This window comes from Klebsiella sp. GFKo11 (assembly GCF_056490265.1).
The window spans coordinates 2,645,886-2,662,646 of record NZ_CM151369.1; the positions used below are offsets into that span (position 1 = coordinate 2,645,886).

The 16,761-nt window shown below is 50.9% G+C and carries 32 protein-coding genes, 1 tRNA gene and 4 pseudogenes; 16 read left to right on the forward strand and 21 right to left on the reverse strand.

The features are described 5' to 3' along the window. Window positions 1–234: 234 nt before the first annotated feature. Together AC07P6_RS12710 and AC07P6_RS12715 are read left to right on the forward strand one after the other, a co-directional pair. Entirely contained in the window at window positions 235–993 is a 759-nt protein-coding gene (locus AC07P6_RS12710; RefSeq protein ID WP_110275668.1) for a DUF481 domain-containing protein, read from the forward strand. 269 nt (window positions 994–1,262) lie between these two features. After that, window positions 1,263–1,496 carry a hypothetical protein gene (locus AC07P6_RS12715; protein ID WP_112213406.1) on the forward strand — a complete coding sequence of 78 codons (234 nt, stop codon included), beginning with the start codon at window positions 1,263–1,265 and terminating at the stop codon, window positions 1,494–1,496. A 90-nt stretch (window positions 1,497–1,586) separates the two neighbouring features. Here the strand turns inward: AC07P6_RS12715 and AC07P6_RS12720 are convergent, their stop codons facing one another. Continuing rightward, complete coding sequence (locus AC07P6_RS12720; protein ID WP_478316492.1) at window positions 1,587–1,733, reverse strand: hypothetical protein; 147 nt, start codon at window positions 1,731–1,733, stop codon at window positions 1,587–1,589. A 357-nt stretch (window positions 1,734–2,090) separates the two neighbouring features. Here AC07P6_RS12720 and AC07P6_RS12725 point away from each other — a divergent pair, with 357 nt between their 5' ends. After that, window positions 2,091–3,284: a tyrosine-type recombinase/integrase gene (locus tag AC07P6_RS12725; protein WP_004103075.1), complete on the forward strand. Its 1,194-nt coding sequence runs from the start codon at window positions 2,091–2,093 to the stop codon at window positions 3,282–3,284. Here AC07P6_RS12725 and AC07P6_RS12730 read toward each other — a convergent pair. The 16 genes from AC07P6_RS12730 to AC07P6_RS12805 all read right to left on the reverse strand — a co-directional run bounded on the left by AC07P6_RS12730 (window position 3,254) and on the right by AC07P6_RS12805 (window position 9,487). After that, entirely contained in the window at window positions 3,254–3,496 is a 243-nt protein-coding gene (locus AC07P6_RS12730) for a hypothetical protein (protein WP_004103073.1), read from the reverse strand. The two genes, AC07P6_RS12725 and AC07P6_RS12730, sit on opposite strands and share 31 nt — an antisense overlap. Then, window positions 3,497–3,721 carry a TraR/DksA family transcriptional regulator gene (locus AC07P6_RS12735; RefSeq protein WP_478316493.1) on the reverse strand — a complete coding sequence of 75 codons (225 nt, stop codon included), beginning with the start codon at window positions 3,719–3,721 and terminating at the stop codon, window positions 3,497–3,499. Window position 3,722: 1 nt separating this feature from the next. Next, window positions 3,723–3,941: a hypothetical protein gene (locus AC07P6_RS12740; protein ID WP_478316495.1), complete on the reverse strand. Its 219-nt coding sequence runs from the start codon at window positions 3,939–3,941 to the stop codon at window positions 3,723–3,725. Further along, on the reverse strand, window positions 3,938–4,708 hold the full coding sequence (locus AC07P6_RS12745) for a dcm methylase (RefSeq protein ID WP_478316496.1): 771 nt from the start codon (window positions 4,706–4,708) through the stop codon (window positions 3,938–3,940). Before AC07P6_RS12745 ends, AC07P6_RS12740 begins: the two co-directional genes overlap by 4 nt. Continuing rightward, window positions 4,705–5,364 carry an MT-A70 family methyltransferase gene (locus AC07P6_RS12750; RefSeq protein WP_478316497.1) on the reverse strand — a complete coding sequence of 220 codons (660 nt, stop codon included), beginning with the start codon at window positions 5,362–5,364 and terminating at the stop codon, window positions 4,705–4,707. Before AC07P6_RS12750 ends, AC07P6_RS12745 begins: the two co-directional genes overlap by 4 nt. Then, window positions 5,361–5,588 carry a hypothetical protein gene (locus tag AC07P6_RS12755; protein ID WP_004135665.1) on the reverse strand — a complete coding sequence of 76 codons (228 nt, stop codon included), beginning with the start codon at window positions 5,586–5,588 and terminating at the stop codon, window positions 5,361–5,363. The genes AC07P6_RS12750 and AC07P6_RS12755 overlap by 4 nt, the downstream gene beginning before the upstream one ends. Continuing rightward, the gene (locus tag AC07P6_RS12760) at window positions 5,585–5,743 is read right to left on the reverse strand and encodes a DUF1317 family protein (RefSeq protein WP_065366434.1); all 159 of its coding nucleotides are present in this window, start codon (window positions 5,741–5,743) and stop codon (window positions 5,585–5,587) included. Before AC07P6_RS12760 ends, AC07P6_RS12755 begins: the two co-directional genes overlap by 4 nt. Next, window positions 5,740–6,030 carry a hypothetical protein gene (locus tag AC07P6_RS12765; RefSeq protein ID WP_224356894.1) on the reverse strand — a complete coding sequence of 97 codons (291 nt, stop codon included), beginning with the start codon at window positions 6,028–6,030 and terminating at the stop codon, window positions 5,740–5,742. The genes AC07P6_RS12760 and AC07P6_RS12765 overlap by 4 nt, the downstream gene beginning before the upstream one ends. Further along, entirely contained in the window at window positions 6,014–6,763 is a 750-nt protein-coding gene (locus tag AC07P6_RS12770) for a Rad52/Rad22 family DNA repair protein (RefSeq protein WP_192474994.1), read from the reverse strand. The genes AC07P6_RS12765 and AC07P6_RS12770 overlap by 17 nt, the downstream gene beginning before the upstream one ends. Next, complete coding sequence (locus AC07P6_RS12775) at window positions 6,760–6,918, reverse strand: hypothetical protein (RefSeq protein ID WP_004177104.1); 159 nt, start codon at window positions 6,916–6,918, stop codon at window positions 6,760–6,762. Before AC07P6_RS12775 ends, AC07P6_RS12770 begins: the two co-directional genes overlap by 4 nt. Further along, the gene (locus AC07P6_RS12780) at window positions 6,915–7,085 is read right to left on the reverse strand and encodes a hypothetical protein (RefSeq protein WP_012542637.1); all 171 of its coding nucleotides are present in this window, start codon (window positions 7,083–7,085) and stop codon (window positions 6,915–6,917) included. The genes AC07P6_RS12775 and AC07P6_RS12780 overlap by 4 nt, the downstream gene beginning before the upstream one ends. A 34-nt stretch (window positions 7,086–7,119) precedes the next feature. Further along, complete coding sequence (locus AC07P6_RS12785; protein ID WP_478316500.1) at window positions 7,120–8,124, reverse strand: hypothetical protein; 1,005 nt, start codon at window positions 8,122–8,124, stop codon at window positions 7,120–7,122. 89 nt (window positions 8,125–8,213) lie between these two features. Beyond that, window positions 8,214–8,408, reverse strand: coding sequence for a hypothetical protein (locus AC07P6_RS12790; RefSeq protein WP_032693604.1), 195 nt, complete (start codon window positions 8,406–8,408; stop codon window positions 8,214–8,216). Next, window positions 8,401–8,511 carry a hypothetical protein gene (locus tag AC07P6_RS12795; protein WP_478316501.1) on the reverse strand — a complete coding sequence of 37 codons (111 nt, stop codon included), beginning with the start codon at window positions 8,509–8,511 and terminating at the stop codon, window positions 8,401–8,403. Before AC07P6_RS12795 ends, AC07P6_RS12790 begins: the two co-directional genes overlap by 8 nt. Further along, a complete protein-coding gene (locus tag AC07P6_RS12800; RefSeq protein ID WP_478316503.1) occupies window positions 8,508–8,723 on the reverse strand; it encodes a hypothetical protein in 216 nt (71 codons plus the stop codon). Before AC07P6_RS12800 ends, AC07P6_RS12795 begins: the two co-directional genes overlap by 4 nt. A gap of 134 nt (window positions 8,724–8,857) precedes the next feature. After that, window positions 8,858–9,487 carry an Nmad5 family putative nucleotide modification protein gene (locus AC07P6_RS12805; RefSeq protein WP_243207025.1) on the reverse strand — a complete coding sequence of 210 codons (630 nt, stop codon included), beginning with the start codon at window positions 9,485–9,487 and terminating at the stop codon, window positions 8,858–8,860. A 249-nt stretch (window positions 9,488–9,736) separates the two neighbouring features. Here AC07P6_RS12805 and AC07P6_RS12810 point away from each other — a divergent pair, with 249 nt between their 5' ends. Next, a complete protein-coding gene (locus tag AC07P6_RS12810; RefSeq protein WP_221687446.1) occupies window positions 9,737–9,943 on the forward strand; it encodes a hypothetical protein in 207 nt (68 codons plus the stop codon). A gap of 45 nt (window positions 9,944–9,988) precedes the next feature. On the opposite strand, the gene AC07P6_RS12815 is transcribed toward AC07P6_RS12810, so the two are convergent. The 3 genes from AC07P6_RS12815 to AC07P6_RS12825 all read right to left on the reverse strand — a co-directional run bounded on the left by AC07P6_RS12815 (window position 9,989) and on the right by AC07P6_RS12825 (window position 11,454). Beyond that, a complete protein-coding gene (locus AC07P6_RS12815) occupies window positions 9,989–10,111 on the reverse strand; it encodes a hypothetical protein (RefSeq protein ID WP_478316504.1) in 123 nt (40 codons plus the stop codon). A gap of 39 nt (window positions 10,112–10,150) precedes the next feature. After that, on the reverse strand, window positions 10,151–10,498 hold the full coding sequence (locus AC07P6_RS12820) for a hypothetical protein (RefSeq protein ID WP_221687404.1): 348 nt from the start codon (window positions 10,496–10,498) through the stop codon (window positions 10,151–10,153). A 200-nt stretch (window positions 10,499–10,698) separates the two neighbouring features. After that, on the reverse strand, window positions 10,699–11,454 hold the full coding sequence (locus AC07P6_RS12825) for an XRE family transcriptional regulator (protein ID WP_424955395.1): 756 nt from the start codon (window positions 11,452–11,454) through the stop codon (window positions 10,699–10,701). A 35-nt stretch (window positions 11,455–11,489) separates the two neighbouring features. Here AC07P6_RS12825 and AC07P6_RS12830 point away from each other — a divergent pair, with 35 nt between their 5' ends. The 12 genes and pseudogenes from AC07P6_RS12830 to AC07P6_RS12885 form a co-directional block, all read left to right on the forward strand. Then, window positions 11,490–11,717: a Cro/Cl family transcriptional regulator gene (locus tag AC07P6_RS12830; RefSeq protein ID WP_049131386.1), complete on the forward strand. Its 228-nt coding sequence runs from the start codon at window positions 11,490–11,492 to the stop codon at window positions 11,715–11,717. 40 nt (window positions 11,718–11,757) lie between these two features. Next, a complete protein-coding gene (locus AC07P6_RS12835) occupies window positions 11,758–11,979 on the forward strand; it encodes a CII family transcriptional regulator (RefSeq protein WP_004178813.1) in 222 nt (73 codons plus the stop codon). A gap of 86 nt (window positions 11,980–12,065) precedes the next feature. Beyond that, a complete protein-coding gene (locus AC07P6_RS12840) occupies window positions 12,066–12,212 on the forward strand; it encodes a hypothetical protein (RefSeq protein WP_004194002.1) in 147 nt (48 codons plus the stop codon). A 40-nt stretch (window positions 12,213–12,252) separates the two neighbouring features. Next, entirely contained in the window at window positions 12,253–13,104 is an 852-nt protein-coding gene (locus tag AC07P6_RS12845) for a DNA replication protein (protein WP_478316989.1), read from the forward strand. 4 nt (window positions 13,105–13,108) lie between these two features. Beyond that, window positions 13,109–14,524 (forward strand): DnaB-like helicase C-terminal domain-containing protein, encoded by a 1,416-nt coding sequence (locus AC07P6_RS12850; RefSeq protein ID WP_177948716.1) that lies wholly within the window; start codon window positions 13,109–13,111, stop codon window positions 14,522–14,524. Further along, a complete protein-coding gene (locus AC07P6_RS12855; RefSeq protein ID WP_478316506.1) occupies window positions 14,524–14,826 on the forward strand; it encodes a MarR family transcriptional regulator in 303 nt (100 codons plus the stop codon). Before AC07P6_RS12850 ends, AC07P6_RS12855 begins: the two co-directional genes overlap by 1 nt. Then, the gene (locus AC07P6_RS12860) at window positions 14,823–15,479 is read left to right on the forward strand and encodes a hypothetical protein (RefSeq protein WP_478316508.1); all 657 of its coding nucleotides are present in this window, start codon (window positions 14,823–14,825) and stop codon (window positions 15,477–15,479) included. The genes AC07P6_RS12855 and AC07P6_RS12860 overlap by 4 nt, the downstream gene beginning before the upstream one ends. Continuing rightward, the gene (locus AC07P6_RS12865) at window positions 15,476–15,760 is read left to right on the forward strand and encodes a hypothetical protein (protein ID WP_478316510.1); all 285 of its coding nucleotides are present in this window, start codon (window positions 15,476–15,478) and stop codon (window positions 15,758–15,760) included. The genes AC07P6_RS12860 and AC07P6_RS12865 overlap by 4 nt, the downstream gene beginning before the upstream one ends. Next, window positions 15,757–15,829 (forward strand): annotated as a pseudogene (locus AC07P6_RS12870) (ead/Ea22-like family protein); the annotation flags it as partial. The gene AC07P6_RS12865 and the pseudogene AC07P6_RS12870, both read left to right, overlap by 4 nt. Further along, window positions 15,826–16,095 (forward strand): annotated as a pseudogene (locus AC07P6_RS12875) (ead/Ea22-like family protein); the annotation flags it as partial. The pseudogenes AC07P6_RS12870 and AC07P6_RS12875, both read left to right, overlap by 4 nt. Before the next feature lie 39 nt (window positions 16,096–16,134). Next, window positions 16,135–16,293: pseudogene (locus tag AC07P6_RS12880) on the forward strand (ead/Ea22-like family protein); the annotation flags it as partial. After that, a pseudogene (locus AC07P6_RS12885) lies at window positions 16,294–16,653 on the forward strand (HNH endonuclease); the annotation flags it as partial. A gap of 4 nt (window positions 16,654–16,657) precedes the next feature. Here AC07P6_RS12885 and AC07P6_RS12890 read toward each other — a convergent pair. Continuing rightward, window positions 16,658–16,733, reverse strand: a tRNA-Lys gene (locus AC07P6_RS12890). Window positions 16,734–16,761: the final 28 nt, after the last annotated feature.

The window sequence follows — 16,761 nt, forward strand, 5'->3', positions numbered from 1 at the left end:
AAGGAGGGCAGGGAAAGTAACGAGTGACATTTGCACCAGCATCTCTTTTTATCTTTATGAAATAAAAATTGTTTTGAGAAGCCTCTTATACAAAAAATGAAATAGTAATTGATTGCTAAGTTAATCGTGCTTTTTTATAATTTAGCCCCTTTCCAGGAGCGGCAATCAGCGATCCTCGCGAAAGCTCCCGGGACCATCCAGGTCTCCTTTTATGTTGTACGGACTTTAAATTAAATGAAGCTTTTGAAGACAGTACCCGCAGCGGCAATGCTGGCGGGGGGGCTCTTTGCATCTACATGCGCAATGGCCGATGATTCCGTTTTTACTGTCATGGATGACCCTTCCACTGCCAAAAAACCTTTCGAAGGTACTGTTAACGCTGGTTATCTGGCGCAGTCCGGCAATACGAAAAGTTCCTCGATGACTGCGGACTCTACTTTGACCTGGTATGGTAATACTACAGCGTGGTCACTTTGGGGGAATGCCAGCAACACATCGTCAAACGATCAACGCTCTTCGGAAAAGTACGCAGTAGGCGGGCGTAGTCGTTATAACCTGACCGATCAGAATTATATTTTTGGCCAGGCGAGCTGGTTGACGGATCGTTATAACGGTTATCAGCAGCGTGATGTGCTCACCGCGGGTTATGGTCGGCAAATCCTCAATGGCCCGGTACACAGCCTGCGTTTTGAATTTGGTCCTGGCGTACGTTATGACGAGTATACCGATGGTGACAACGATACTCAGCCGCTGGGCTATGCTTCTGGTACCTATGCGTGGCAGATGACCGATACCACCAAATTTACACAGGGTGTTTCAGTTTTCGGCTCTGAAGATACGACGCTCAACACGGAAAGCGCGTTAAATGTTGCTATCAATGCACATTTTGCTCTTAAAGTAGCCTATAACCTGACCTGGAACTCTGAACCGCCGTCCTCAGCGCCAGCGCACACCGATAGACGTACTACTCTGTCGCTCGGTTATAAAATGTAATATTTCAGGCCGGGTATTCCGGCCTGATTGTTTTAAATTTAGCAATAAGTGACATTATTATTTTTGGCCTTTCGTTTTATTTTTTATAAAAAGAAATTGCCTTCATAATTTCCTCATAATTGTCTTTTTGTTGACAAATATGCAGTTAATTTGACACGAAAAGATAAATATTTAGTCGGACAAGAATGTGATCTGGATCTATACTGTTTAGCACTGACGGAGATAATGCCTCCGTTCAATTAGCTGAAACAAATAAGAGAATCACTATCATGAAAAATAACAAAATCGCAATCGCGGCTGTGATGCTGTGCACGCTATCCTTTGGCGCATTTGCTGCTAACACGGCTCCACAGCCAGCCAACAACGACCATACTCAAGTTGGCATTGCTAAAGCGACTGACGTTGAAGCGGGCTCCAATATTGCTCCAGGTTCCCAATCAACGGGTCAATCAATGAATGATGCTTTTGATGTGCACAAGCTTGTTGCCGGTGAGTGGTCCTGATATTTCATCTGACACATCATTTATATTTCATTATTTCGTAAAGCAGCAAGCCGGGTAATGATGTACCGGTTTTGCTTTCCGCATTTTTTGTTAAAAATCCATTTTTTGTGTTAAATTCTCATTATCACACTTGGTTTTTATCATACCAATATCGTTTCTTTTTTCGCATATCATCAAATCAAATAGCGTGCGTTTTTTTGGGCTGCCACCTCTTGTTTTTCCATCAACAATAACCATTTAGTCTCATGCGACTTTAATCACACAGTAATGATGTGTAAACTAACAGTCGGTGTTATCAACAGGCGACTGCGGGTGGGTACGATTCGGTAAACGGTCGTGCGCATATTTCGCAGAGTGAAGCGGGAACCGGGTCTGAACTTGTTGATAATTATGATTATATTGTTTTGTATGTGCTCTTTCGTGTAGGTCCCTATCACTGTTTCCCTTTGTTCATCCCCGTTTCACGATTCCATTCCAGGCCCGCGCCAGCGTTGACTTAAGCCCTCCCAGGTGTTTCACTCCGTTTTATTCTATTCCACGTTGTGCCACGGAAATTGTGTACACAACGATGTACACAGTAAAACGGATGTACACATGCTTACTGATGCCAAATTACGCAAGATGAATGGCAAGCCGATCCCGAAACGGATTGAGCTTTCAGATGCCAATGGGTTGTCTGTTCGTGTAACCCCTAACGGCGTCATTGTTTTCCAGTACCGGTATAAAATTGACGGCCGCCCCCGGAGAATGACGATCGGTCAGTATGACCAGGTTTCATTGAAAGAGGCCAGAGAACAGGTATCTGAATTCCGCAAACTGGTCGCTGTGGGTAAAGACCCGATAACCGCGCGCGATATGGCCGTTGAAGCGAACATTAAAGCCGCCACTGTAGAGGACTGCATAAAGGCATGGCTGGGAAGTGCATCAGCAAGCAGATTGGTTAAGCGCGATCAGTGGGAGAGGGCTTTATATCGCCATGTGGTGCCCTATGTCGGGAGTATGCTTGTCGATGAGATGGCTATTTCTCACTGGCAGCCAGTGTTTAAGCGAATGAGAGATAACGACGCCGAGACATATGCCGGAGAAGTCCTTTCACGCATGAAAACGATTTTCTCTTACTGCATCCGAATTGAACTGATAAAGAGAAACCCGGTCACCGATCTGCGTGTTATCGATGTTGGCAAGCCGGCAAAGAAAGGTAAGCGCAATCTCAGCGACAAAGAAATAGGCGCGTTCTGGCATGCGGTTGAGGCGTCAACTATTACTCATCAGAACAAACTGCTTCTTAAGTTACTTCTGCTAACCGGCTGTCGCGGCGTAGAGCTCAGACTGGCGAAAAAGGCGGATTTTGATTTAGATGCAAGGGTGTGGCGCGTGCCGGATGAGCATTCGAAAACGAGGGAGCCATTCGAGCGCGGGCTGTCATTAAAGGCGGTAGAAATTCTGCGGGAGGCATTTTCCCTGTATGAGGATTTCAGTCAGGTATTCCCGCCAGCGGCTAAGAAAGAAGACCGACCGATGGCAGCAAGCGTGATCCTGAATCTTGCCATTCAGCTTCGTGAAGATATGACCATCGATCACTGGTCGATACATGACTTACGTCGCACTGCAAAAACCAAAATGGCAGAGCTTGGTGTTATGCCACACGTATCTGAAAAAGTGCTTGGCCATAAACTTAGTGGCGTCCTTGCCATTTATGACCAGCACAGTTATCTGCGTGAACAGCAAGAAGCGCTCGATCTCCTTGCTGCCCATATTCAATCATGCGTGGACTCAACGAGCCCCTGAGAGGCAAAGAAGCGCATTACGTCGCAATAGCGATACTGCTCACCACCTTTCCCCGGGTTCGTGCCTGGGGCTGGTGCAGGGAAGGGGGTTCCGCTCTGCTCCCAGTCGCGGCGCTTCCTCCAGAAAGTGGTCCGTGAAATTCCTCCCAGCATGGCCTGCACCGTTTCACGGTTAATGATGGCCGGCTGAATAGTGATGTTTGTGTTCTGCATCTACTTATACCCCTTCTGGTGCTTGCCGCGTAATTCCTCTTCCTCATGGAAATCAGCGCAGCGCTGACAGCCCGGCACTGCTTCCCGCCGTTTTGGTTTGATCTCTTCCCCGCAATCGCAGCAGTGAGTAGCTGAAACAGCGTTATGGTTAATGCGCATGTTCTGGATGGTCATTTCAAGCCGGCGCTCTGCCAGCTCGTTGGCCTGATCGATGATTTCTGGCATATCAGCGCTCCTTTATATTTCCGTTCAAAATGCCGATTTCGACATAGAGGTGGCTTGGTGTTAAACCGAGCTGCTTAATGACCGACATGCATCCGTTAAGGATCGGCCGTGATATCTCGTCGCAACTAACAGCAGGTGATGCCATCCTCTTCGCCTTAATCTCATCGTTTGCTTTGCGTGCGACGTTGCGCAGGGCATTTTTCTGTTCTTCTGGCGTCATGCTGCCTCCCGCTTCTTGTTGAGATGGGGTGCATTCGAAAGGAAAACCGCCCTTGCAAATCCAAGAGGCGTTGCGCTGCGAATGTTGGCGCGCTCGTCGCTGGGTGGGCATTCGTGAATGCGGTTGTCCGGATACCAGTCAGTCACCAATCCGGCAAAGGACGTTCCGGATATGGCCTCGATCGCCTTTTTCTTCGGCACCATGCGGCCGCAGGCCAGCCTCACGGCGTCGATAGCCGCTTCAACCATCGGGTGCATATTCTCTGCCGGCGCCTTGAAGCCGTTACCCATCCAGAGGCATGTCTGCTTCGTGTAGTTGTCATCCGCGCACAGCCCAGTGAACTGGTACGGATGGAATGTGTAATTGGCCGAGCCGAAGATGCTGCTGAAAACGCTCACCGGGTTTTCGAATGCCCACGGGCAGCCGGCCGCCAAGCCAACCATCCGGCATTGCTCAGCGACCAGCGCGGCCTTGCCTTGGAAATGCGGGTCTTTGGCGCGCTTGGACTCGAACCAGCGGGACCCGGAAACAGCCACGTCCGTGCATGGTGGGAAGCCGATGACGATGACGACGTTCTCAGAGCGGATGATCTGAGATAGCCGCGGCATCGCCTCAAGAATGGTTGCCGATATGCGCTCAATAGAACCGTCGATCGAAGTCTCAGGGTGCTGCGGGTCCACCAGAACGGCACGATAACCTGCTTCAACCCACGGCTCAGCCATGACACCAGTGATATCGCACAGACAGATAATGGTTCCTTTGCTCATGCTGCCTCCGTCTTAACAACGTCGATGGCGCAGCCGGGTATCAGCTCAACGGAAGCGGTGGCGCACTGGTTACCCCAGTGATGCCAACCTGGCGCAGCGCTGCGGCTGAAAAGCTCAATCCGCGGCACATCGCCGTAAAGTAGTTCCAGACGGTGGCGAACTTCCCACGGTTTCTCGCTGTGCGCGCCGAGCGGGCTGTAGACCACCTGCTTAATGCCGGCGTGTTTGCGTTCCAGTCCGGCGCCACGGGTGGCGATCAGCACGTCTTCGGTATTGGCGCGGGTGTGGTTGCCACCGTTCATGCGCGTCTCTGCATTCAGCAGGTCAAGGAAGTCGTAAAAGTCGGTCACATTTACCTCTGCCAGAGCCTTGGTAATTCGCAGCTCAGCCAGCTGGTTCAACTTCACCCAGGTGAAGCCCTTCATCGTGCGCACCGTAAATCCCCAGGCCTCGGCCAGCTCGATCGCCTCCTGGTTGTGGGTGCCGGTGTACCACATCGCCAGCACCGCGTTTTCGGCCGCCAATTCCCACACAGGCAGGCGCTTCAGGTCGATGAGTCGCATTGTCGAATAGTGGTCCACTGCGGCGCCGTTGCTGATTGTGTTCCCATAAGCCCAGGGCGGATCGGCGTAAATCAGAGAGTATTTTCTGCTCATGCTTCACCGCCAGAATTTGGTTTCCATGTAAACTCAGGAGCGATAATCACATCCATGCAGGTTCCGCTATCGTTGTATTGTTCGAGCATTTCAAGAGTGTCAGCGTCAGTCTGGGTATCCCCGTAACTACCAACAATGCAGAGCAATTCAACAGGCGCCCCGAGGTTTTGCAGGGCAATAGTTAACTGCTTTGCTAATGCCATTTTCATCGCTTCGTTACTCATGCCACCACCTTCTTACTGTTCATCAGCTCAGCCAGGCGCTGAGCCTTTAATGGGTTTTTGATAACGTCGCCGCTTGGGGCGATCCATCCCCGGCGATTGATGGAATAGGGAAGAGTGATACTTCCAACGGTGATCCCGTCGTGGTTATGTTTCATTCTTCCTCCCGTGGAATTCGATAAATTTCCCCACCAATTAGCCCGTCACCCCATTTCTCTACAGAGAGGTAGGGTATTACCTGCTCAAGTTCAGGCGCTGAAATGAATACCTCGCGCATTTCAAGAGCTGGCGCCCATCCTTCGTAATAAGGATCGTGATAGTTGAGAGTTATTCCGGCTGTATGACCAAGAGCACCCTTTGCCGTCTGCCAGCGGTGAAATGCTGTGATGTTGTTACGCGCGTCCTTGCGCAGGATGGACAGGATTGATTCAGCTGTTACTTTCATGGCTGCCACCTGCATTTTCAGTGCTTCCTAACGCCTGCTTTATTTCCCTGCGCCGGATGCCAGTTACCTCATGGCATTTGCTTTGATGTTCGGAAAATCCGTCCAGAGCAAACCATGCTTCGCTGTATTTTTGAGTTATGACTTCCGGGTTGTTTTCACTCTCAATTTCCCGGCAGAACTCAGCGAGAATATCGTCCGCTTCCTCTGTGGTTATCGACGGCTTTACTGGCTGACACTGGTCACCGCTTGATGCTGCTGATGGCAAAGCCCATACAGGCAGAGCAGGCGGTTTCCAGTAAAAAGCGCCTAACTCTTTAGTGCGTGCGTAAGTAAAACCTTCTGCTTTTTCGCCTGATATGGTTGCGAAACCTACGTCCAGATCGTAGAGATACCGGCCTATTCCCCACTGAACAGCAGCGCGCTTCATTGCGCTTGAGCGTCCGCCTTTTACAGCCTCAACCTGCGTGTTTTCGGACGCATCCCACTTGGTGATCCACTCCCCATCGACCTTTATGGAAATTCCGCATTCGACGCCGCCATTGTTTGGGATATCGCGGTACTCATTACGCCAGCCAGCCTTTCCGCAAACCTCATCAAGGCGTTTCATGATTGCCCGGTTTGTGACATAGGCCAGGACCTTTGCCCAAATTGACGATCCGCTTTTCCCTGCCTGCTGAATACGCCACTCGATATCCTTATGGGGGAATGGGGCGTCAAGTAGCTCAAGATTCATTGAAAATTCCCCGCGAATTCATCCCAGCTGATAACCGGGTTCTGCCGTTCCGCAGAAAGGTTTACTGGTTCGTCATCGTCGAAATCACGTTCGCCGATCGCATCGCTCATCAGCTGAATGAATTCGTCGTCATCCCATTTTTCCGCCGCGCTCATGCTGCTTTCTCCCGATGAGTAATGACGTAGCCATGCTCCGCCAGACATTCGATCACCACGTCCCAATCCAGTTGCATGAGGACTTCACGACTGTTAACCGTCCCCGACAACACCACGTCTTCCAGCTCGACGGTTAACGTGTTATGCGGGCCTACAGATGTGCGCATGTCTGTGCATTCACATTTGATGTTCATAAGCACCTCAGTAACTGATACCGGTATGAGGAATGCGGCCGTCTTTAACCGCGGTGAGCACCTCGATAGCCTGTTCCCGGGTAAGGCTGGTATTGGCCAGAAGAGCTTTGACGATTTCAGTGCCTACAGCCTTGCGGTGCTTAACGTCGGCTTCGCGGCGAGCCTGCTCATCTGCTTTGCGCTTCTCTTCGGCCAGACGGGCATGTTCGCGTTGCTCTGCCTCTCGGCGGATGCGGTCGGCTTCTTCCTGAGCCTTGCGGCGCTCTGCTTCCACGGCGGCCTGTTTTTCACGCTTAGCACGTTCAGCTGCTTCTCGCTGTTCGCGTTCGGCCCGCTGCTGAGCTTCAATACGCTCACGTTCTGCGCGCTCTTTTGCCAAAATCGCCTCGCGCTCTCTGGCAGCCGCGGCGTCAATTTCACGCTGTGCCTTTTCTGCTGCCTCACGTTTGGCTTTTTCTTCCGCCTGGCGAGCAATCTCTTCTTCGCGGGCAATGCGCTGGCGTTCGGCTTCGGCTGCTTTATCTGCGCGTTCGCGGTCAATATCTTTATCCATCAGCAGGGCCATTTCGTGGTCCGCTTCGAACTTGGCCGCCAACTCCTGATCGAACTTGATGTTCATTTCCAGCGCTTCGGCGTGCATCGCGTTCATGGCTTCTTCGGCCTTAATTCGCTCCTGCTCTGCCTCCCATTCAGTCAGCGGCCGGCGCACTTCATCTTTCAGCGCATCGAGACGTTCGCGGGCAACGCGGCGGCTTTCGTCGATTTGCTTTGGCAGAGCCTTCAGCTCAGCGACCAGGTCTTTACCTGCGTTGTCGATGTACGTTTTAGAGCGCGCAACCTTGTGAGCCATGGATGCGATAGCGTCGCGGCCTTTTTTGGTGGTCACGTCCGGAACCAGACTACGAGCCTCTTTTTCGATTAGTTCGATAAGCGGGTCGAGCTGGTCGTTATTGGTGAAAACCGCCATCGCGTTCTTTTTCTCGATGACGACTAAATCTGTTATTTCGCTCATGGTTTCCCCTGAAATTTGGTTGTAAGAATCCCCGGCGCGATGAAAGCCGCCTGATAGCTCAGTTAAATTCGTGCGCTGATATGCGCGGGTTAATGCGTCCCGGCTGGTACCAGATTTGGCAGCAGCTCACGCGCTTCAAAGCACTGGCGGATATGGCGCAAGTTACCCTGTGGCTCGAACCAGAAGGTTTCCTTCAGGTAGTCACGTGAAACCTTCCAGGTGGCGCCAGTTTTAGCGTTACGCATCATCACGGCGCGTCCGCTGTTAGGAATTGAGTTAGCCATTGAACACCACCGTAACGTGCAGAATTTTGATAATCGCCGCCGCCCAGATAACGCCGCAGACCAGCAGGCAGTAAATCAGTGAACGAATGCCTTGTTTGCTCATACTTCCTCCCGCGCTTTCAGCATTGCGTCGGCCATCAGGTAAGAAAGTTCAGCAACCATGTTTTCATGGTGAGTAGCCACAGGGTGCTTATCGCTCTCTGGATAACTTGCCAGCCAGCCCTGCATCACTTTTGCCGCAAAGTAATCACGAACAGTCAAACCTTCGTACCCTTGCGTTGGATATGCAGGGCCTCCATTGTTTTCTTTGCTCATTTTCCACCCCAGCATGCGAAGCTAAAAAAAAGGACTGCAACCAAAAACGGAACGACCTTTAACCAAAAATTACGCCATGCGCGTTTGTCTTGTTCGCGGATCATTTGCCACTCCTTAACACATGAAGAGAAGAGCTAGCCTTCTACCGATTCAGTTGGAAGACCAATTAACCGGTTGAGGTCCTCAACCTTCAGCGCAGGAAGGGCAGCTTTGGCGCTGTCAACGTTTTCAGGTATAAGCTCTTTGCTTTCAGGCCATACTTCTACAAGGCGACTCAGGGTAGTAACGGATTTCAGAGCAGCCCAAACAGTCGCCTCAATTTCTTTTTTTCTGGAATTGAGCTTTTGCTCTTCGTCGATAATTGAATCAAACCGCTTGGTAATTTCATGCTCGGCACCAAAGAGACACAGATCACGGTTTGGAGTAACCAGAAAAATTTCTTTTCCTTCGCTGGTTCTTCCGTATGAGCACCAGCCAAGACGACGACCGGAAATTGCAATGTTGATTGAGCTTTGCGGATTGCCGGAAATGTGAAGCGAAGCGCCAGCACTGCGAAGCTCTGCCTCTAATTTCTCAAGCTTTTCATATTGCTTATCGACCTTGTCGGCCTGTTCTTTGCCACCAAAAGCAGCGATGCGAGCATCTCTTGCAACTTCCTGGCGCTTAAGGTCAAGGGATTCAATAGCGGTGATAACCCCTGATTTTGCCAGCGCGTTTTTAGCGATTTGTTCGCGTAAAGCATTCGTCAATCTTACTGATGTCATCTCTTCACCTTTGCCTTATCGCGGCTAACGGAACGTTTTGACTTCACCCCGGCGTTGCCGGTGTTGTTTGGATGGGTTGATAATGTACTAATGGTTCATCATTGTAAAGTACCAAAAGTACATTTTATTTGAGTGTGAAGTTCACTTTTATTTAACTATATGAACTTTAAGTATATTTATTTTTATTTTGTTTGCTGTTATGCTCAAAAAAACATCAGTGAGGGCAAGGTTATGGGGCTGGGTATGGATATGGAACGGGATGAGCTACTGGAAGACCGGGCAGCGTTTATCGCTGGTGAAATCGGCGGGGCTGTTGTTGAGCTTATAATCGACGGTGCGACAATTGACCGTGACGCTATTGTCGAACGGCTGGAGGCCAAGCGACGCTCTGTAGGCAATGTCATTCATAAGGGGCTGCTGCGTGATGCTGCGGAGTTCGCGAGGAAGGGGCAATAAAAAACCCGGCTGACGGGCCGGGTTTTGCTTTTAACTTACTTTATGTCAAGCTGCCTTACGGTGCATTTCTGCAAGCATGGTTTGCTTACGCTCTTCCATGTCAGCGACAATTGTGTTCAGTTGTTCAGCCAGTTTAAGCATGTCAGCGATAATTTGTAGTTTGTTCATGTGCATGCGCCTCCTTCGGGACCTCATTGCAAAAAAAAATCACTTAAAAATAGTAGCTCGCTTCAGAGTTCTAGAGCCAATGGCACACATGTCAGGATTCTTGTTTTTTATATCCCTGATAAGAATTTGAGCTGTCAGCAATACTTGCTGCAAATCAAGCGCGCCAAGCTCTTTTGCCTTGTTGTCCAGTTCAAGAATTATATGATGCAGTTCGTCTAAAGACGGATCAACTAGCTCATGTAGTTTCTCGATACCAAGCTGCTCAAAGCTTGTGACAACAAAATCTATTAATGATTTCACCGCAATTTGAACTTGGTACAGTTGTTTCTCTTCAATAGAGGCTTCTGCACCATCAACTTTAACGGCGTCTCTGAACTCATGGGACACTAACTATACTCCTTATATAGGATCCCTTAAAGAGGTTTTCAACTGGAATCGCTCAAAAAAGGAACATTCTGACCATATCTTACAAAAATTTGTTGACACGAAAATAAGCATAGATGCGATTGACCTCATAATACACTAAGCATCAACCTTTGAAAGATGGTGGTCATAAAAATTACTTAATCTCTTCAATAGGCAGATGCCTACCCATGCTTCCTGTAAGTCTGTGGCATGCTGCCAATAACCTTCCCGAACACGAAAACCCGGTTCATCTCGTCTTTCTCAATCGGGTCCCAGGGCGTATAAATCTTGTTATCGGAGATAACCAGCAGCTTGTCTTTCATCTTCTGCAGGCGCTTAACGTGCGCTGTATCGTCGTAGAGGAACGCGTATATCCCGTCACCGTCGAAACTCTTAACGCTTATATCGACGAACAGCAGATCACCCGGCTCAATCGTGCCAGACATGCTGTCGCCGCGGACGTTGATGATCCGGATGTTCTCAGCCTTACGCCCATCAAACATGTGGCGTGCTTCAGCTGGCGCGTACTCAACTGACCGGAGTATCTCCACGAACTCCTGATTGATAACCCCTGGGCCAGCGCTAACCGCTATATCAAGTAGGTCAATTCGAAAGACTTCCTTCAAGTTGGATGCTGCCTCTGTATCGATCCCGTCCTCATCTACGTCACCAAGCAGATATGATGCAGACGTACCAATGTGAGAGGCCAATGCTTTTAGCGTTCCTCGTCTTGGTATTGACTCACCATTGAACCATTTGCTTACGGCCTTAGGTGTCAATTTCATTCTCTTGGCGATCTCAGCTTGGCGACCATGCGGCATCAATCCAGCTTTATCGCAGGCCAGCGCTAGCCTAAGAGAGAATTCTTTTCGCGCTCTTTCTTCGTGAACCATATGTTCAATCATAATATCACTTGCATGAACTATCAGTTCCGACATAATATGTACTTACAGTTCATTATTGAGGGTTAAAAATGGCACCTAACAGTCTTGGCGAAATCATCAAAAAGATTCGCGTTCCTGTTGTAGCTGAAGCCTGTGGTTGCTCGCCGCGCGCAATTTACAAATGGATTGCCAACGGAAGTCTTCCAAGAACGGACTACACCGAAGAGACCAGCTACGCAGAAAAAATCGCGCTTGCATCCGGCGGCCAGTTTACCGCTGCTCAGATCCGAGAAGTCAGCAAGCCTAAAGCCGCCTGACCGGCGGCCATTCCAAACAACACCAGAGGAAGTATCACAAATGGAGAGTTCAACAACACGCAACAAAGTGGAGGCCCGGAGAATTGAAAGCTGGTTGCACAGCCAGATAGCAGAACTGGGAACCACGAATATCGCCAAAGTGGCCGGAGTGAATAAGTCGACGGTAAGTCGCTGGCGGGAAAGTCTGCTGCCGAACATGTCGCTGCTGCTGGCCATCCTGATTTCTAACCGAACGGGAGAGAAGGGGGACTTTGAGGCATGAGGGGTTACAGAAAAGGCGAAAGCCGCAGTGGTAGGACACTAACGGCTTTCTACGCGAATTAACTGGATCAATTCACAGGAGTAATTATGCCTAAGAGCAACAGATTTTACCAGGCACAAACACATAAAAATGTTACTCGTGACCGTTTTGTCCGCTCGGTAAATCCAGTGGTGGCTGAAAAGATGCGCGCCATTCTGGAAGAGCTGAAACGGAAGGAGGAAGGCCGTGAGTAACGTTCTCCGCATATCCGATTTTAGAGGGTCTCAGAAGCCCATGGAGAAACCTCAGCCATCAGGGCAGGGGTTGGTATTCCTGCACCGCAAAGTAAGAGAGCTTCCGTTCTACAAGAGCGACAGTGAAGCCGTCCATTTGTGGATCCATCTCATCATGGAAGTGAACGCAGCGGAAGGTATGGTCACCACTGAGTTTGGTGAATATCCAGTTGGTCGTGGTCAGGTGATTACCGGGCGCCATACCCTATCGAAAGACACAGGGATAACACCTGACCGGGTGAAATATCTTCTGAACAAATTCGCCAAAATGGGCATGATCACCACACTGGCAAACAAGAAATTTACCCTCTTAACCGTCACCAAATATGACGATTATCAGCAGTTTTTTGTGCCAACAGAATGCCAACAGAGTGCCAACGCAAACCCAGTAACCACGCTGCGTACAAGTGAGGTTGTGCCAACAGAATGCCAACATAGTGCCACAAACAATATATTAAATAATATCTCTTCTACTGACGTAGAAGAGAGTGCATCAGCATCGCAAAAATCAGAACCAAAAAAACCGTCTCTCAGCTGTGAGCAGGTTGTTGAGGTTTACCACCGGGTTCTGCCAGAAGCACAAGGCATCAGGATCCTCACTGATAAGCGCCGTAACCTGATCCGTTCGTTCTGGCAGAAGGCCAACAAAATTACCCGTCAGCTTGATGGCCATAGTTTTACCCTGGCCGACTGGGAGTCTTACCTGAGCTACATCGCCAGTAACTGCCGGTGGATGCTTGAGAATCGCCCTGATCAGCGCACCGGGAAAACTTGGCGCCGCAAGTCGCTGGAATACTTCCTGAACGTCGATGTCTACGCCAAAACGCGCGAGGGGGCCTGTGATGACCTCTGATTTCATGACACCTCCGCACAGCATTGAAGCAGAGCAGAGCGTACTGGGCGGACTCCTGCTGGACGACGACAGCAGCGAGCGCACTCAGAAGGTGCTTTCGATCCTCAAGCCGGAATCTTTCTACTCGCGTCAGCACCAGGTCATTTTCGCTGAAATGCGCCAGATGTACCGCGACCATAAGCCGGTTGATCTGCTGACCCTGTTTGATGCTCTGGAAAGCAAGGGGCTGACAGAGACCGTTGGGGGCTTTGCATACCTGGCTGAAATGTCGAAGAACACACCAAGCGCGGCGAACATCGTGGCCTATGCAATGCGTGTCCGTGAGACCGCGATGGAACGCTACGGTATCGAGAAAACAACGAAGGCGATCGAATTGCTTTATGCCCGCAACGGCATGACGGCAGAGCAGAAATTTGACGCTATTCAGGGGTTGTTTACCGAGATAACCGAGCACGTAAAAACAGGTCGACGGACAGGGCTTCGCACGTTCTATGACGCTGTGAATGACTGGTCAAATGAGTTTGACGATCGGATGAAACCTGATGGTCGTTCCCGTGGTTTATCGACTGGGATCCGCTCTCTGGATGAGCTTCTCGGTGTGAAGCGCATTGTGCGCGGCAGCCTGTTTGTTATAGGCGCTCGCCCGAAAATGGGTAAAACCACGCTCTATACCCAAATGGGCGTTAACTGCGCCACGGTCGAAAATGAGCCGGCCCTGATGTTCTCCCTGGAAATGCCGGAAGGGCAGATGGTGGAGAAAATCACTGCGCAGAAGGGGCGGATCTCGCCGAACCTGTTTTACCCAGACATGACGAAGGACGACTACGGCTATCGGGGCGACTGGAACGGCGATCTGAAGAAAGCTACCGGCGTTATGGGAGCGCTGATTGACACCAATAACCTCCTGATTGATGACACACCGGGTATTTCACTGGCGCATGTCATGGCTGAGTCACGTCGCATCAAGCGCGAACGCGGCAAGGTCGGAATGATCCTCGTTGACTACCTGACGCTGATGACTGCCGATAAGGCAGAGCGAAATGACCTTGCTTACGGGCTGATCACCAAAGGCCTCAAGACGCTGGCGAAGGAGCTGGATTGCGTCGTGGTTCTCCTGACTCAGCTCAACCGGGATCTGGAGAAGCGAACCAACAAGCGCCCGCTGCCGAGCGACTCCCGAGACACAGGCCAGATAGAGCAGGACTGCGACTACTGGCTGGCGATTTACCGGGAAGGCGCCTACGACGAGAACGCAAACCAGAGCGACACAGAGCTACTGCTGCGCCTTAACAGGCATGGCGAGACTGGTGTTGTCTATTGCGAGCAGCGTCACGGGGCGATTTACGACTGCGACCAGGAAGCTGCCAGCCAGCGCCGGCGCGAGAAAGAAGAAAAGCCAACTAAACGGGGTGGGTTTTGATGAAAAAGAACTCTGGCAAACAAGCCGTAATCAATTACATCGGTCAGCATCCGGGCTGCAACTTTCAGGATATCCGCCGCGGTACCGCGCTTGATTCTTCAGTGGTCAATTCCTCCCTGTGGCAGATGAACAAAGACGGCCAGGTTAAGCGTGAGGGGGAATGCAGGAGCTACCGCTACACCCTGATCGACACGACAGCCGTAACTGAAAGCGATCCATTGGTTCTGTATCGGAAGTGTCCTGGCGGCGTAAACCCAATGACCGACCTGTTTAACCAGTGCCTGGCGGGAGTGAGAAAATGAACATTGAAACAGTAAACGAACTCATCACCTCCCTGGAGAGTGCAGGAGAGCTGTCGATCAGAGAGCAGAAGTTCCTGAAGCTGGCTAAAGCACATGTGCAGCTGGCTGCGGAGAATACCTATCTGCTCAACGGCGCAGCCCGTGAACTCAACACTTCATGGATGTTCCACAAAACGATGCTGGGTGCTCAGGCGGCGCTGGCTTGCCTTTCGCTTGGCAGGGAGTCTGCTGCTCGCGACTGGCTGGGAGGTACTACAGACGAAGCAGGAGCCGAGATACCCGACGATATTACTGTTGCTGGCCTGCAGGAATGGTTCGACAGCCAGATGATCAGCAATGACGGGAAAAGCGGATTTTTGACCAGGGCGGAAGCCGAAGAAGCTATCAGGAAGGCATGCCCCGCCACCGATCGCATCGTAGTCGGGATTAAGGCTGATGGGGTGGAGGAGTTTTTGAAAGGCAGCCAACTGCCTTACCAGATTGCAACCGTTCTGGCTGATTACGACAACGCAGACGACGAAACTCTCCACCACGTCATATGGTCTGGACAGCCGCCAGAGCCTGATGGGGATGTTTGGCATCTCGAATATGTATCTCGCGGTAACGCGATTGCTCGTGAAGTGCTGAAGCAGCTGCGCGAGGGGGCCAAATGAGCAACGCTATCGATGCACATCTCACCGATGAAGTGATCAACGCCGCATTCGAAAATACTAACTTCGGGCGCGACGACTTTCGAACCATCCTGGCTGAAACCGTTATGAAACGTGCCGCTGGTTATCACTCTGGCTGGACGGCGACGACCATTTGCACTCGCCTCAAACTGCTGGGTAAACAGGAGCGGCCAACAAAGCTCGGTCTGACGTTCGCCTTTCACCACTACTACCGCCAGAGCGTCCGCGATGCGCTGATGACAAAACAGGAGCAAGCAGCATGACTGATATCACCGAACTGGCGCAGAGCATGAAAGCGGCAGCAGAGAAAGCGACTCCGGGTGAGTGGGTTTATTTTCCGAAAAATACCAGCATTGAGTATGACGTAGGCAGTGATGAATCTCAGGGCTCAATCCTCTATGTCGATAGTGGTGATTTCACCCAAGCTCAGACAGACCGGAATGGGGAGTTCATCGCCCTGGCTAACCCTGCCAACATTCTCGCGCTGGTAGAGGCGCTGGAAGCTCAAGGAACTGAAATTGAATGGATGCGCAAGCGTATCGCTGGACTGGGTAAGGAGCTGGAGGTGAGTGAAGAGCGGCGAGTTAAGTGGTTTCAAATGGCCCAAGCGCTCGGTAAAAATTTGGACGGCACAGAGCGGCGCATCGCCGAGCTGGAGTCCCGCACCGTCACCGTGAAGCTGCCGCCACGGGTTGATACCTCAAATGTCCCATTTGCAGCGCTCACCTGGAATTGCTGCCTGGACGAGATCGAGAAGCGTCTTACTGCCGCTGGCATCAAGTGGGAGGTTGAGTAGATGGCACTGACCAAAAAACAGCGCGCTGAGCTACGCATGAAATTTGGCGGCCGCTGCGCTTACTGTGGCTGTGAGCTGCGCGATAAATTCCATGCCGACCACGTTGAGGCTGTGCGCAGGAATATCAGTAAGGGATACGCGATGGATAAGCCAGAAAACGACAACATCGACAATATGGTGCCAGCCTGCATTCCATGCAATCTGTTCAAAATGTGCAGCACTGTTGAAGACTTTCGCAGCCGCATCGCGACTCAGGTTGATGTGACGCGCCGGGCGTCGAGAAGTTACCGCACTGCGGAATCGTTCGGACTAGTCCAGCCGACTAATGCGCCGGTAGTTTTCTGGTTCGAAAGGTATCAAGGAGTGGTGGGCTGTGAGGGGGTCGAACCCGCGACCAATGGATTAAGAGTCCAGTGCTCTACCAACTGAGCTAACAGCCCACAAACTTGACGGCGATAAACATACGCC

Coding starts and splice junctions, on each gene's coding strand:
- AC07P6_RS12710 (WP_110275668.1), top strand. CDS start 235: ATGAAGCTTTTGAAGACAGTACCCGCAGCGGCAATGCTGGCGGGGGGG.
- AC07P6_RS12715 (WP_112213406.1), top strand. CDS start 1,263: ATGAAAAATAACAAAATCGCAATCGCGGCTGTGATGCTGTGCACGCTA.
- AC07P6_RS12720 (WP_478316492.1), bottom strand. CDS start 1,733: ATGGTTATTGTTGATGGAAAAACAAGAGGTGGCAGCCCAAAAAAACGC.
- AC07P6_RS12725 (WP_004103075.1), top strand. CDS start 2,091: ATGCTTACTGATGCCAAATTACGCAAGATGAATGGCAAGCCGATCCCG.
- AC07P6_RS12730 (WP_004103073.1), bottom strand. CDS start 3,496: ATGCAGAACACAAACATCACTATTCAGCCGGCCATCATTAACCGTGAA.
- AC07P6_RS12735 (WP_478316493.1), bottom strand. CDS start 3,721: ATGCCAGAAATCATCGATCAGGCCAACGAGCTGGCAGAGCGCCGGCTT.
- AC07P6_RS12740 (WP_478316495.1), bottom strand. CDS start 3,941: ATGACGCCAGAAGAACAGAAAAATGCCCTGCGCAACGTCGCACGCAAA.
- AC07P6_RS12745 (WP_478316496.1), bottom strand. CDS start 4,708: ATGAGCAAAGGAACCATTATCTGTCTGTGCGATATCACTGGTGTCATG.
- AC07P6_RS12750 (WP_478316497.1), bottom strand. CDS start 5,364: ATGAGCAGAAAATACTCTCTGATTTACGCCGATCCGCCCTGGGCTTAT.
- AC07P6_RS12755 (WP_004135665.1), bottom strand. CDS start 5,588: ATGAGTAACGAAGCGATGAAAATGGCATTAGCAAAGCAGTTAACTATT.
- AC07P6_RS12760 (WP_065366434.1), bottom strand. CDS start 5,743: ATGAAACATAACCACGACGGGATCACCGTTGGAAGTATCACTCTTCCC.
- AC07P6_RS12765 (WP_224356894.1), bottom strand. CDS start 6,030: ATGAAAGTAACAGCTGAATCAATCCTGTCCATCCTGCGCAAGGACGCG.
- AC07P6_RS12770 (WP_192474994.1), bottom strand. CDS start 6,763: ATGAATCTTGAGCTACTTGACGCCCCATTCCCCCATAAGGATATCGAG.
- AC07P6_RS12775 (WP_004177104.1), bottom strand. CDS start 6,918: ATGAGCGCGGCGGAAAAATGGGATGACGACGAATTCATTCAGCTGATG.
- AC07P6_RS12780 (WP_012542637.1), bottom strand. CDS start 7,085: ATGCGCACATCTGTAGGCCCGCATAACACGTTAACCGTCGAGCTGGAA.
- AC07P6_RS12785 (WP_478316500.1), bottom strand. CDS start 8,124: ATGAGCGAAATAACAGATTTAGTCGTCATCGAGAAAAAGAACGCGATG.
- AC07P6_RS12790 (WP_032693604.1), bottom strand. CDS start 8,408: ATGGCTAACTCAATTCCTAACAGCGGACGCGCCGTGATGATGCGTAAC.
- AC07P6_RS12795 (WP_478316501.1), bottom strand. CDS start 8,511: ATGAGCAAACAAGGCATTCGTTCACTGATTTACTGCCTGCTGGTCTGC.
- AC07P6_RS12800 (WP_478316503.1), bottom strand. CDS start 8,723: ATGAGCAAAGAAAACAATGGAGGCCCTGCATATCCAACGCAAGGGTAC.
- AC07P6_RS12805 (WP_243207025.1), bottom strand. CDS start 9,487: ATGACATCAGTAAGATTGACGAATGCTTTACGCGAACAAATCGCTAAA.
- AC07P6_RS12810 (WP_221687446.1), top strand. CDS start 9,737: ATGGAACGGGATGAGCTACTGGAAGACCGGGCAGCGTTTATCGCTGGT.
- AC07P6_RS12815 (WP_478316504.1), bottom strand. CDS start 10,111: ATGAACAAACTACAAATTATCGCTGACATGCTTAAACTGGCTGAACAA.
- AC07P6_RS12825 (WP_424955395.1), bottom strand. CDS start 11,454: ATGTCGGAACTGATAGTTCATGCAAGTGATATTATGATTGAACATATG.
- AC07P6_RS12830 (WP_049131386.1), top strand. CDS start 11,490: ATGGCACCTAACAGTCTTGGCGAAATCATCAAAAAGATTCGCGTTCCT.
- AC07P6_RS12835 (WP_004178813.1), top strand. CDS start 11,758: ATGGAGAGTTCAACAACACGCAACAAAGTGGAGGCCCGGAGAATTGAA.
- AC07P6_RS12840 (WP_004194002.1), top strand. CDS start 12,066: ATGCCTAAGAGCAACAGATTTTACCAGGCACAAACACATAAAAATGTT.
- AC07P6_RS12845 (WP_478316989.1), top strand. CDS start 12,253: ATGGAGAAACCTCAGCCATCAGGGCAGGGGTTGGTATTCCTGCACCGC.
- AC07P6_RS12850 (WP_177948716.1), top strand. CDS start 13,109: ATGACACCTCCGCACAGCATTGAAGCAGAGCAGAGCGTACTGGGCGGA.
- AC07P6_RS12855 (WP_478316506.1), top strand. CDS start 14,524: ATGAAAAAGAACTCTGGCAAACAAGCCGTAATCAATTACATCGGTCAG.
- AC07P6_RS12860 (WP_478316508.1), top strand. CDS start 14,823: ATGAACATTGAAACAGTAAACGAACTCATCACCTCCCTGGAGAGTGCA.
- AC07P6_RS12865 (WP_478316510.1), top strand. CDS start 15,476: ATGAGCAACGCTATCGATGCACATCTCACCGATGAAGTGATCAACGCC.